This window comes from Sphingomonas hankookensis, assembly GCF_028551275.1.
Taxonomy (GTDB): domain Bacteria; phylum Pseudomonadota; class Alphaproteobacteria; order Sphingomonadales; family Sphingomonadaceae; genus Sphingomonas; species Sphingomonas hankookensis_A.
Map to the genome: position 1 here is coordinate 3124055 of NZ_CP117025.1, position 11819 is coordinate 3135873.

The window sequence follows — 11819 nt, forward strand, 5'->3', positions numbered from 1 at the left end:
ACGGCGGACACCGGCCGGCGGGTGCAACCCGACCGACGTTAGCGGCGTAGGGCGAAGGCCCTGCGCCGTTTTTGCATTGGCTAACTCCGCAGCTACCAATCAGGAAATACGATATTCGACACTTCCACTCTGTACCTCGTTGATTGCTGCGCTAAGATGAGAATTAGAAGCGCATGCTGATGCGAGAATATGGCTAGGAAAAGCTGATGGATGTACAGCAATCTGACATTGATAATCTGGAAGAACGGGTCAAGAAGCTCTCCTACCAAACGTATTTGCCTGTACTGCGCATGTCGAACGTTCGGAGCTTCAATCGCCAGACAATCAATTTCGACTTTCCTGTAACCGCAATCATTGGAACAAATGGCGGCGGAAAATCTACAGTTCTAGGCGCAGCTGCGCTTGCTTACAAAAGCATAAAGCCTGGGGACTTTTTTCCCAAGTCTAATATTGGTGACAATAGCATGGCGAACTGGAGGATTGATTATGAGATCATCGATCGCTCCGTGAATAAAGCAGCCCCCTTCACAAGAAACGCTCGTTTCGTATCTGCAAAATGGCGCCGTGATAACATTCCAGATCGAGAGGTAATTTTTATCCCGATCCAGCGCACGGTGCCAGCAAACGAGCAAGCAAAATTTAAACATTTCATTGGCTTGGTTCAAAAGAATAAAGACAATATTGTCATTGAATCTATTGAGCAAGACATTCTAGCTAATGTGGGCCGTATATTGGGGAAAGATGCATCGGGATACCAGCGCATATCTTTAAAAACTGATCCGAGCAAATCGATCCTGGTCGGCTTGAAAAAAACTAACGACTATTCTCAATTTCATTTTGGGGCAGGCGAAGCCTCAATCATCGATATGGTTATCAAACTGGAGGCTGCTAGTGATAACGCGCTGATACTTATCGAAGAGATTGAGAATGGCCTACATCCGCTCGCAACAAGAAAGATGGTCGAGTACTTATTCGACGTAACCAAACGCAAAAAGTGTCAGATAATTTTTACGACACATTCTGAGTACGCTTTAGACGTACTTCCTCCTAAGGCAATATGGGGGTGCATTGACGGCGTTGCATATCAAGGCAAGTTGACTATCGAAAGCCTGCGAGCGCTCACCGGCGCTGTAGCAAAAGACAGAGCAATTTTCGTTGAAGACGAATTTGCAGCGGACCTGTGTAACGAAGTAGTTCGACAATACGCCCCCGAACTGTTAAGCCAGACAGAAATTCATAAAGCCGGCGGATTCCCGTATGTTGTGGAAGTTCTAAAGCATCACAACTCCAATCCTACTATTAAGAACAAGGCAGTTGCCGTTATAGACGGCGACAATCCCTCACTATCAGAACCCAATGACTACGTTTTGGAGTTACCTGATGGCGCCCCCGAAGCTGTCGTTTTTGGTTATATTCTTAATAATGCGGAAAAAGTTGCAGCATTGGTTCAGCAACGATGCCAATGCCCCTCTATTTCACAAGATAATATTGTCAAAGCAATTAAGAAAGTTTCTGTAGACACCACCGATCATCATCTTTATTTTGTAAAACTAGGCGACGAACTTGGATATATATCCGAGATAATTGTTCGGCGAGGACTTTGCTCAATTTATGTTCAAAATTCTAGCGCCGAACTAAAGCCACTCGTTGAAGGGTTGCGGGAGAAACTTGGATCATAGCAACTCCAAAAGGGGCAGCACATTCCTGAAACGGCACTGCTGGGTAATCCAAGCCTGTGGAGGTGAGGGATATGGCCCTCACCCCTTCCGCAACGCCATCTCCAACGCCACCTCCCACCCGCCCGGCTCCCACTGCGTCCGGCGCCCACCCCGCCGCCACTCCAGCTGCGCATATTCGACCATCCGCATCTCCTCCTCGGCCAGCAGCAACCCGGCACGATAGTCCTTCGCCTTCCGCTCGATAAACGCCGCATTGCTCTCGCCGCGCTTCGGGGCGAGGTCGGGGTTGGCGAGGCCTTTGGCCCGCTTGTCGTTCCACGCGATCATCTGCATCGCCTGGTGCACGGTCATCGCCGGGATCGGCGGGGGATCGTTGTGCTGCCAATGGTCGTGGACGTTCGCCTCCGGCAGCGAGCTTTCGAGCAGCGCCAGTTCGAGGCGTTCGGACCCGACCGCCAGCGCGACGCGCATTTCGCGGGCGAAGCCGGGATGCGAGCGTGCGCGGGCGTAGAAGCTGCTATGGGCGAAGCCGGCGGCGGCTGCGGAGAGGCGGACATTGGCGGTGGCGCTCAAGGCGGCGAGGAAGCGTTGTTCGGCGTCGCGGTCTATCGTGCGGGTCTTGGAGACGCGCAGTTGCAGGCGGCCTTTCGAACGGACGACGCGCGCCGGCCCCTCCGTCTGCTCGGGCTTGGCGAGGCGGGCGGCGGCGAGGGTCAGGGCGGCCTCCCAGCGCTGGGCGAAGTCGGGGTCGGCGTTGCGGCGCTTGGTGAGCATCGAGCGGTTGAGGCCGGTCGTGCGGGCGGCGTCGCGGGCGTTGCCGGTGCGTTCGAGTTCGGCGAGGAAGGCGGCGTTTTGCAGCGCCTGCTTGCGGCTGTACGGGCGGGGTTTGCGGTCGGACATGGCGCCAGAGGATCAGGCGGAATCCTACATTGCAAGGGGGGCGCTTTTGCGCTAAGCGCGCCGCTTCCCAAACGACAGTTTTGGAAACCATGGCGGGAGGCCGGCCCATTGGGCCGCGCCGCACGAACCGCTAAACTTGAAAGAGAGTGATACCCATGGCCAAGAAGATTACTGGCTACATCAAGCTGCAGGTGCCGGCGGGCGAAGCCAAGCCGTCGCCGCCGATCGGCCCGGCGCTGGGTCAGCGCGGCGTGAACATCATGGAATTCTGCAAGGCGTTCAACGCCCAGACCGGTGACACGGCGAAGGGCACCCCGCTGCCGACGATCATCACCGTTTATGCCGACCGTTCGTTCAGCTTCGAGACGAAGACGCCGCCGGCGACGTACCTCATCAAGCAGGCGATCAACCTGAAGTCGGGTTCGAAGGAACCGGGCAAGGTGAAGGCCGGCAGCATCAAGCGGTCGCAGCTGAGCGAAATCGCCACGATGAAGATGAAGGATCTGAACGCCAACGACATCGACGCGGCGACGAAGATCATCGAAGGTTCGGCCCGCGCGATGGGCCTCGAAGTGGTGGAGGGTTAAGACTGTGGCCAAGCTGACCAAGAAGGCGAAGACCCTCGCCGCTGCCGTCGATGCGCAGAAGCTGTACGGCGTCGATGAAGCGATCGCGCTCGCCAAGACCCATGCGACCGCCAAGTTCGACGAAACGATCGAAGTCGCGCTGAACCTGGGCGTCGATCCGCGTCACGCCGACCAGATGGTCCGCGGCGTCGTGACCCTGCCCAAGGGCACCGGCAAGACCGTGCGCGTCGGCGTGTTCGCCCGCGGCGCGAAGGCCGAGGAAGCCACCGCAGCGGGTGCCGATGTCGTCGGTGCCGAAGATCTGATGGACGCGATCCAGGGCGGCAAGATCGACTTCGATCGCTGCATCGCGACCCCGGACATGATGGGCCTGGTCGGTCGTCTCGGCAAGATCCTGGGTCCGAAGGGCCTGATGCCGAACCCGAAGCTCGGCACGGTCACGATGAACGTCGCGGCTGCGGTCGAAGCGGCCAAGGGCGGCCAGGTGGAATACCGCGTCGAAAAGGCCGGCATCATCCATTCGGGCATCGGCAAGGCGTCGTTCTCGGCCGCCGACCTGCGCGAAAACTTCGACGCACTGGTCGACGCCGTGGTGAAGGCCAAGCCGGCGGGCGCAAAGGGCAAGTATGTCCGCAAGGTTGCGGTCAGCTCGTCGATGGGCCCGGGGATCAAGGTCGATACGGCTGAGGTTGCAGGCGCGTAAGCGCCGACGCCGTGCCGCAGGGCACGGCCCGAGGCCGGCCAGCGGGGGCGCAAGCTCCCGACCGACGATGCGGGATTTACTCCCGCGTCGGCCGACAAACAGAACAGGGGTCGGAGGCTTTCGTGCTTCCGGCCCCTTTTGTCGTGTCGTTGCTGGAGCCGGGAGCTTCCGACACAATGGATCCCGGCCTTCGCCGGGATGACGGGGGTGGTTGGGTGTCCGTCCATGTCCGGATTTGATCCGCGGTAGCGGCTCAACGGGCGCGGAAGAAGAATCGGGACCCTGGGTCAAGCCCGGGGTGACGGTTGGGGGGAGCGTTGCCTTCCTCTTACAGGTTCCCCTGTTCCTCCTCCGGCACGTCGTCATCCGGGCCGTAATAGAGCGCCGCGCATTCCTCGCGCAGGCAGCCGCCTTCGATCACGATATCGTCGCGATAGGCGTCGGCGATGAAGCTGAGGGTGTCGATGTGGCGATCCTCGAAATACATTTCGTGGACGTCGTCGCGGCCGGCGCCATAGACGACGCGGGCGACCTTCGACCAGATCGAGGCCATGGTGCACATGCCGCAGGGTTGCAGCGTGGAGTAGAGCGTCGCACCGCGCAGTTCCATGTCGCCGACCCCCTCGCATGCGCGGCGGATCGCCATCATCTCGGCATGGGCGGTGGCGTCCGGCAGCTCCTGCGTCTGGTTGGGTTCGGCGGAGAGCACCTTGCCGTCGCGGACGATGATCGATCCTAGCGGGGAGCAGGACGGGTCGTCGCCCTTGGTCCGGGCGATGGCGATCGCCTGTCGCATCCAGTGTTCGTCTTGGGGCGTCAGCATCGGCAATTCCCTTCGCCGCGCTGAACGCGCCGGGGCGCCGAAGGATCAGTCGGCGGCGGCGAGGATGTCGTCGCTCGACGCGGCATGCACGTCCAATCGCGCGAGCAGCGCCAGCACCGCATCCCACCAGCGCCAGAAAGCGACGAGGTCGGCGGCGTCGCGGACATAGGGGGTGTGGCCGGGGACGAGGCTGGGCGAGTGATAGGCGAAGTTGAGGACGCGCGTCCCCTCCCCCACCGCGACGCGGATCGCTTCCAGCACGTCCGCGAGCGGCATGTCCTCGGGCGTGAGCGCGACGCGGTGGAGCAGGCCGAGGCGGGCGAGGACGCCGCGCCCGCGCGGGATCCGGCCGGCGGCGCGGTAGAGATGCGCGCCGCCGCGGCGCAACCGGCCGGTGAAGACGGTGGTCAGCGGCAGTTCGACGATGCCGCCATCGGGACCGGTGCGGAAGGCGTGGTTGGCGATGGCGCGATAGTCGGGACCGCCCTGCGCGCCATAATCGTAGCGGGCGCGCATCGAGCTATCGAGGCGATAGCCGCGGGCCGCCAGCAGCTTGAGGGTGTTGGGACCGAGGCCGTAGCGGCCGGCGCGATAGACGGTCGGCGCGGTGCCGATGATCGCGGTCAGCGCATCGGTCAGGCGGTCGAGCTTGGCCCCCTCCAGTGCCTTGGGCAGGTTGCCGGCGAAGCTGCTGTGATTGGACAGCGCCTCGTCGAAGGGCGGGTTGACCCAGGGGTGGAGCTGCGCACCGATGGTCGCATCCCCCTGCGCCATCACCGCGCGCAGGGCGTCGATCGCAGCGGGATCGGTCGCGACCGGATAGTCGACAAGGTAGCCGCTGCGCGCGCCCATCCCCGCCAGACGCGCATGGGCGTCGGGCAAGGCGGCGGTGGTCGCCACGCCCCAGCCATCGTGGCGGAAGGGCGCGCGCCAGTCGAATTCCTCCTCGGTATCGACAAGCAAGGTGAAGCGGGTGCCGAAGCCGGCGCGCCACACGACCGGCCGGCCATCGGCGGGCCGGAAGGGCGGGCTCACCGCTGCTGCGCCTGCCCGACCTCCACCGCGTCCGCCGCCGGCAGGCGCAGCGTCAGCGTGGCGGTGCCGAAGACCAGCGTGCCGCCCAGTTCGCTGGCGAGGTTGCGGGCGAGGCGGAGGGCAAAGCCGGTGCCGAGCAGCGACTGGTCGCCTTCATCATCGTCGACGTCGAACACGCTGTCGCCGGGCCATGCGTCCAAGGCCTGCGGCCGGTCGAGCACGATCGCGACATGGCCGTCGCCCTCCAGCCCCATGCGGACATAGATGGATTCCTCCGCCTCGCCCGCCGAGACGAGCGTCGCGAGCAGGCGGGCGAGCAGGCGTTCGACCGCGCGGCGGTCGCCCGATACCGACAGGTCGGTCGGCTCGATCTCCAGCAGCGTGCCGCGCAATTCGCACAGCGAGGCGAGGTCGGCGGCGATGACGTCGAACACCGGGCGCAACGCCACGCTGTCGGCGCGCAGATCGAGCGCGTCGCCATCGATCCGCGCGGCGAGGTCGAGATCGTCGATAACGGCCACGAGGTCGCGCGAATGGTTGAGGATCGCCCCGGCCCGGTCGCGATAGACCGGCGGCACGGGGCCGAGCAGCTGCGCCTCGATCATCTCGGCAAAGCCGGCGATGGCACCGGCGGGGGTGCGCAGTTCGTGGACCAGCTGGCGCAGTTGCGCCACGCCGGCGTCGCGGTTGGCGACCGGTTCGGCGCGTTCGTCGCTGCGCGGACGGCGGGCGGTGCCGCGATAGCCGGTAAAGCGACCGGTCGCATGGTCGAAGGCGGGAACGCCGGCCACGCTCCATTCGCCAGCCGCATCGCTGTCGCCGCCGATCACCAGCCGGGCGTCGCGGAACGGGCTGCGATGGCGCAACGCTCCGGCCGCTACCCCGTCGAAGCGCGCGGTGCCGGGCGCGGCGCCGAAATCGAGCGACAGGCCGATCAGCGGCGCGCGGCTGACACCGTCGACCCAGCGGATCAGGCCGGCGGCGTCGGTTTCGAAGCGGAAGCTGTCATGGGTGCTCGCGGGCGGCGGCGGGGGCGGAGCGTCCTGGTTGCGCTCGAACGCCTCGATCCGGGCCATGACGTCGACGATGCGGAACGGGCCGGCGGGGTCGGCTTCGGGGGCAGCGTCGTCGCCTGTTTCCGCGTCGACCGCCCCGGACGTCACCCCAGCGGACGCTGGGGTCTCTGTGGGGTGAGCGTCGTCCGACTGCGGCGGGAGATCCCAGCCTTCGCTGGGATGACGTTCCTGGGTAGAGGGTGCGGACGCGGCGATGGCCGATACATCTTCGGCGTCGGCCGCCGGCGTTGAGCGCTCCGCATCGAACGCAGCCGTCGTCCCGGCCGAGGCCGAGGTTTCTGCGGGGCGGGCGTCGTCCGGCTGCGGCGAGAGACCCCAGCCTTCGCTGGGGTGACCGCTTGTGGCGGATGCGGCGACGTCTTCCGCCGCCCGCTCGTCGCCCAGCACGAGGTCGGTGCTGCCGAAGCTGTCGAGCGCGCGGGTGACGGCAGGGTCGAGGTCGCGGCGGTTGCGGACCACGCCGCGCGCCGCCGAGCCGAGGCGCGGCAACAGCGCCAGCCATTCGCCGACCGACAGCGTGGCGCTGCGCAGCACCGGCACCGCCGCCTCGATCACGTCGGTCGCCAGCAGGTCGACCAGTTCGGCAGGCGGGCGGGCATATTCGAGGTCGCGGGCGCTGGCGACGCGGACGGTGCGCGGCACGCCGTCGCGCAATTCGCGTAGTAGCGCGATGGCGCGGGGATCGGGGCTGGCGCGACCGCGCCCGATCAGGTCGACCAGCTGCCGCCAGGCGGACGCGCGCGCACCCTCGCCCGTCAGATCGGAGGCCAAAACCGTTTCGAGGCTGTCGTCGAAGCGCACCGCGTTCCCGTTACTCGCACCCGCGCAAAGCCGGGGTGCCTACGACCCTTAACGCCGACGTCGTTAATACGGAACTGCCCATTTTCGGCACGTCGCAATGTGGGACAATTGCGCTTCCGCGTAATTTTATAATGCTGTAGGCAGGGCAATCATTCGGACCCTAACACGGAACACTATCATGGCTTTCGATCGTATCGACCGGCAAATCCTTGCCCTGTTGCAGGAGGACGGGCGGATGACGAACGTCGAACTGGCCGAGCGCGTCGGGCTGACCGCCCCGCCCTGCCTGCGCCGCGTCCGCGCGCTGGAAGAGGCCGGCGCGATCCGCGGCTATCATGCCGCGCTCGATCCCCGGCTGCTGGGGTTCACGATCACGGTCTTCGCGCTGGTCAGCCTGAAGAGCCAGGCGGGCAGCGACCTTGCCGCGTTCGAGGAGCATATCGCGACGATCCCCGAGGTGCGCGAATGCCATATGCTGAACGGCGAGATCGACTTCATCCTCAAGATCGTCGCGGCGGACCTCGAATCCTTCCAGTCGATGCTGACGACGCAGCTGATTACCGCGCCCAATGTGGCGAGCGTGAAGACGTCGCCGACGGTCAGGACGTCGAAGGCGCTGCCGGGGATTCCGGTTTCCGCCGGGGAGTGATTACCCTCTCCCGGCGATAAGCCACCCCGTTCGGTTCGAGCAGCTTCGAGCTTGTCGAGAAGCGTCTGTCGAGAACACCCGCCCAGCGGAACCCCGTTCTCGATACGCGCTCTCGACTTCGCTCGATCGCTACTCGAACCAAACGGGGTGGTTGGGATGGAAACGGAGTGATCGGGACTGCCGCCCCCTCCCCCAAACGAAAACGGCCCGGACCATCGCTGGTCCGGGCCGTTTCGCGTTCGGGTCACCCGATCAGTTGTTGCCGACCGCCGGGGTCGACGCGACGATGCGGGGATTGTCGACGTAGAAGGTCCAGAAGCTGGCGATTTCGGCGCGCGGGCCGGTGGTCGTCACCTTGCCGAACGCCGCCTTCGCTTCCGCCGCCTGGCCGGCACGGGCATGGGCGATGCCGATGCGGGTGTTGGCTTCGTCGGCGTCGATCCCGCCCTTTTGCAGCGCGAGATTGTACATCTCGACCGCCTTGGCGTTGTTGCCGGTCGCCAGATAGACGTTGCCCGCCGCCATCGCCGGACGGCCGTTCGGGCCGGACTTGGCGCGGGTTTCCAGCGCGGCGGCCGACCCGTCGGCCTTGATCTGGGTCTGCGCGGTGGTGCGGACGGTGTTGAAGATCGCGGCCGAGGCCGGAATCTTGCCCGAGGCGCGCCCTTCGTCGATCACCGCGACGGTTTCATAGGGCAGGCCGATGTCCTGCGTGGTCTGCACATAGTCGCGATAGTCGTTCTGGTCGGCCAGCGACTTGGTGTCGCGCATCAGGCGCAGAATGTCGACGCGAGCCTGGTTGCCGAGCGTCGCGCCCTTGTTGTCCGCGCGGTCGCGGAACAGCGCCAGCACGGTGCGCCAGTTCGCCTGCGTGGGATATTCCGCCAGCTTGCGGCGCGCCCACTGACCCGCCTCGACCGGACGGTTCGAGCGATAGAGCTGCGAGATGGCGAGGTCGTACCAGCCTGCCGGCACGGGCTGACCGGCGGCCTTGCGCGCGGCCATGACCTTTTCGAGGCTGGCGAGGCCCTGATCGACCTGCCCCTTCTGGATCGCGATGCTGGCGAGGCGCAGTTCGAGGTCGGGTTCGTTATAGCCGGCCTGCTTGGCGCGTTCGAAATTCTGCACCGCGACATCGGTCTGCTTGGTGTCGAGCGCGAGGACGCCGCGGTTGTAATAGAGGCCGCCGCGCTCTTCGGGCTTCAGCTTCGGGCTGGCGAGCAGTTCGTCGATCGCCGCCGCGAGCGCCGGGCGGTCGTTCTTCGCCTGCGCATTCTGCACCTTCAGCTGGGCGAGGAAATAGGCCTCGTCCTGGTTGCCGGCGGTCATCGCGGCCTGCATCGCGGCGATCTGCTGATCGGCGGCGGCGAAATTCTTGGCCTTGATCGCGGCGTCGGCGGCGAGCGCGGCGGTGCGGAAGGCTTCGCCGACCTGAATCTGCGGCGCGGCGGCTGCCTCTTCCTTCTTCTTGCGCTGGGCATCGGCGGTCGGGGCGACGACCAGGGTCGCACCCATGCCGAGCAGGGCGGCCAGGGCGGCCTTGGAAACGAACGTCATGCCGTGATCTCTCCCGAAAACTGGTGCCAGGCACGCGCCCGGCAGGCGCGGCCCATCTAGGTCGAACCATGCGTCCGCACAAGCACACGCACGTAACGATGCGTTGCCGGACCTGCGCTGAACGCGCGTTGAACGGTTCGGGTCCGTTGTGCGATCCGGCGTTGCCGGATCGACGCGGTACCGGTTCCGCGCGAGCGGACCAAACGCCCCATCCCCTTTGACGTGTCGGTTTGCGGCCGATAGGCGGCTCGCGATGATCGCGATCCTGTCCCCCGCCAAGACGCTCGATTATACGAGCACGCTGCCCGACCTGACGTGGAGCGCGCCGCGCTTTCCCGAGGAGAGCGGGCAGATCGCGCGCGGCGCGGCGCGGCTGGGCGCGAAGAAGCTGGGCGAGCTGATGCGGATTTCGCCCAAGCTGGCCGAGCTGAATGCCGGTCGGTATCGCGCGTTCGACGGTGCGGAGGAGCGGCCGGCGCTGCTGGCGTTCGCGGGCGACGTCTATGCCGGGTTCGACGCCAAGTCGCTGGAGACGGCGCAGTTCGATTTCGCGCAGGACCATGTGCGGATCCTGTCGGGGCTGTACGGACTGCTGCGGCCGCTGGACGCGATCAAGCCGTACCGGCTGGAGATGGGCACGCGCTGGGCGCCGGGGCGGGCGAAGGATTTGTACGCGTTCTGGGACGACCGGATCGCGGAACTGCTGGCGGAGGATGTCCGGGCGAGCGGATCGGACGTGGTGCTGAACCTCGCCAGCCAGGAATATTGGCATGCGGTGGCGGGCAAGCTGCCGGGCGATGTGCGGGTGATCGAGGTCGATTTCCGCGAGGACGGGCCGGATGGGCCGCGCTTCGTCAGCTTCCATGCGAAGCGGGCGCGGGGGATGATGGCGCGGTGGATGTGCGAGCATCGCGTGATCGAGGTCGAGGCGATGCAGGGGTTCGATAGCGATGGGTATCGGTTTGCGGGGGCTGAGGGGGATCGGTGGATGTTCGTTCGGGGGTGAATGGGCTTGGTCTTCCCCCTTGCCCCCTCCCCGTTTGCTTCGAGCGCAGGTTCGAGCCTGTCGAGAACCGTAGTCGAGAAGGAGCTGTCCCAAACGGCGCGTTCTCGACGGACGCTTCTCGACAGGCTCGAAGCTGCTCGAACCAAGCGGAGTTTGGAATGGCGGGTTACGAAAACACCGCGATCAGCCCCGCGATCACCGACGACCCGGCCAGCGGCCCGACGAACATGACCAGCAGGAACAGCCCGATGCTGCCGATCATCACCCGTTCCTGCGGGCGGGTCAGCCGCGCCGGGGGCCTGGGCGGTTCATAGCCGTCGGGGGGCGGTGGCCAGGCGTTGGAGTCATAGAACATCGCGCTTCTCCCGATCCCGCGCCGGTATCCGCGCGGCGACGACGATCGCCGCGCTGGACAACAGGATCGAGGATACCAGCGCGCCGATCGACAGCAAACCGGCCGGGGTGACATGGACCCCTGCCCTTAGGCGCAGCTTGCGCCCGGCGCGCAGCGTCAGGTCGGCGGATTGCGGTTCGTGGAGAGCGTGGGGCATGGCGCATCAACGCGGCAAGCCGCCGGGCTATCCCGCTGCGACGGGCAATGTCTTGCCGGTCGTCGCGTCCAGCCCGCGCGCCGTCGCGATGTCGAGCAACGTCGCGCCGATGACGAAGGCGATCGATCCCCAGATCGCGCGATTGCCGGGCGATTTGCGGGCGGCGAGCGCCAGCGCGCTCAGGTCCATCGCGTCGCCCGCCACCCGGTTCCAGACATTGGTCGCATGTGCCGGCGCGGCGAGCAGATTGGCCCCGGCGAGCAGTTCGCGCGCGCCGAAGCCCTTCACCAGCCCCTCATGGCCATCGGCATCCAGCGCGCGGGTGATCCGCTTCGATCCGAGCAGTTCGGCGGCGCCAAGCGCGATCGAGAATATGCCGAGCCCGAAGGCCAGCTTGCGGTAATCCATGGTGAAACCTCCGGTGACGGTCGCCGAACGAACGATAGCCCGAC

General features: G+C 65.2%; 13 protein-coding genes. 5 read left to right on the top strand and 8 right to left on the bottom strand.

Annotated elements, in window-relative coordinates:
• Positions 1-206 precede the first annotated feature (206 nt).
• Positions 207-1679: an AAA family ATPase gene (locus PPZ50_RS14830; RefSeq protein ID WP_272815423.1), complete on the top strand. Its 1473-nt coding sequence runs from the start codon at positions 207-209 to the stop codon at positions 1677-1679.
• A gap of 78 nt (positions 1680-1757) precedes the next feature.
• Here the strand turns inward: PPZ50_RS14830 and PPZ50_RS14835 are convergent, their stop codons facing one another.
• Positions 1758-2579: a hypothetical protein gene (locus PPZ50_RS14835; protein ID WP_066693185.1), complete on the bottom strand. Its 822-nt coding sequence runs from the start codon at positions 2577-2579 to the stop codon at positions 1758-1760.
• 155 nt (positions 2580-2734) lie between these two features.
• Here PPZ50_RS14835 and rplK point away from each other — a divergent pair, with 155 nt between their 5' ends.
• Both rplK and rplA read left to right on the top strand, forming a co-directional pair.
• The gene (gene rplK, locus PPZ50_RS14840) at positions 2735-3166 is read left to right on the top strand and encodes a 50S ribosomal protein L11 (protein WP_066693188.1); all 432 of its coding nucleotides are present in this window, start codon (positions 2735-2737) and stop codon (positions 3164-3166) included.
• 4 nt (positions 3167-3170) lie between these two features.
• Entirely contained in the window at positions 3171-3869 is a 699-nt protein-coding gene (rplA, locus tag PPZ50_RS14845; RefSeq protein ID WP_066693191.1) for a 50S ribosomal protein L1, read from the top strand.
• Positions 3870-4197: 328 nt separating this feature from the next.
• Here rplA and PPZ50_RS14850 read toward each other — a convergent pair whose 3' ends face one another.
• The 3 genes from PPZ50_RS14850 to PPZ50_RS14860 are packed head-to-tail and all read right to left on the bottom strand — an operon-like array spanning position 4198 to position 7604.
• Entirely contained in the window at positions 4198-4692 is a 495-nt protein-coding gene (locus PPZ50_RS14850; RefSeq protein WP_066693193.1) for a nucleoside deaminase, read from the bottom strand.
• Positions 4693-4737: 45 nt separating this feature from the next.
• Positions 4738-5727, bottom strand: coding sequence for a polysaccharide deacetylase family protein (locus tag PPZ50_RS14855; protein WP_066693194.1), 990 nt, complete (start codon positions 5725-5727; stop codon positions 4738-4740).
• Complete coding sequence (locus PPZ50_RS14860; RefSeq protein ID WP_066693195.1) at positions 5724-7604, bottom strand: histidine kinase dimerization/phospho-acceptor domain-containing protein; 1881 nt, start codon at positions 7602-7604, stop codon at positions 5724-5726. The genes PPZ50_RS14855 and PPZ50_RS14860 overlap by 4 nt, the downstream gene beginning before the upstream one ends.
• 178 nt (positions 7605-7782) lie before the next feature.
• Between PPZ50_RS14860 and PPZ50_RS14865 the strand changes: the two genes are divergently transcribed.
• Entirely contained in the window at positions 7783-8253 is a 471-nt protein-coding gene (locus PPZ50_RS14865) for an Lrp/AsnC family transcriptional regulator (RefSeq protein ID WP_066693198.1), read from the top strand.
• A gap of 252 nt (positions 8254-8505) precedes the next feature.
• On the opposite strand, the gene PPZ50_RS14870 is transcribed toward PPZ50_RS14865, so the two are convergent.
• Positions 8506-9810, bottom strand: coding sequence for a hypothetical protein (locus PPZ50_RS14870; protein WP_272815424.1), 1305 nt, complete (start codon positions 9808-9810; stop codon positions 8506-8508).
• 253 nt (positions 9811-10063) lie between these two features.
• Here PPZ50_RS14870 and yaaA point away from each other — a divergent pair, with 253 nt between their 5' ends.
• The gene (gene yaaA / locus PPZ50_RS14875; RefSeq protein ID WP_272815425.1) at positions 10064-10816 is read left to right on the top strand and encodes a peroxide stress protein YaaA; all 753 of its coding nucleotides are present in this window, start codon (positions 10064-10066) and stop codon (positions 10814-10816) included.
• A 166-nt stretch (positions 10817-10982) separates the two neighbouring features.
• Here the strand turns inward: yaaA and PPZ50_RS14880 are convergent, their stop codons facing one another.
• The 3 genes from PPZ50_RS14880 to PPZ50_RS14890 are packed head-to-tail and all read right to left on the bottom strand — an operon-like array spanning position 10983 to position 11775.
• The gene (locus tag PPZ50_RS14880; protein WP_272815426.1) at positions 10983-11171 is read right to left on the bottom strand and encodes a hypothetical protein; all 189 of its coding nucleotides are present in this window, start codon (positions 11169-11171) and stop codon (positions 10983-10985) included.
• Positions 11161-11367 (bottom strand): hypothetical protein, encoded by a 207-nt coding sequence (locus PPZ50_RS14885; RefSeq protein WP_066693208.1) that lies wholly within the window; start codon positions 11365-11367, stop codon positions 11161-11163. The genes PPZ50_RS14880 and PPZ50_RS14885 overlap by 11 nt, the downstream gene beginning before the upstream one ends.
• 27 nt (positions 11368-11394) lie before the next feature.
• Positions 11395-11775 carry a hypothetical protein gene (locus tag PPZ50_RS14890; protein WP_066693210.1) on the bottom strand — a complete coding sequence of 127 codons (381 nt, stop codon included), beginning with the start codon at positions 11773-11775 and terminating at the stop codon, positions 11395-11397.
• Between the last annotated feature and the right edge of the window lie 44 nt (positions 11776-11819).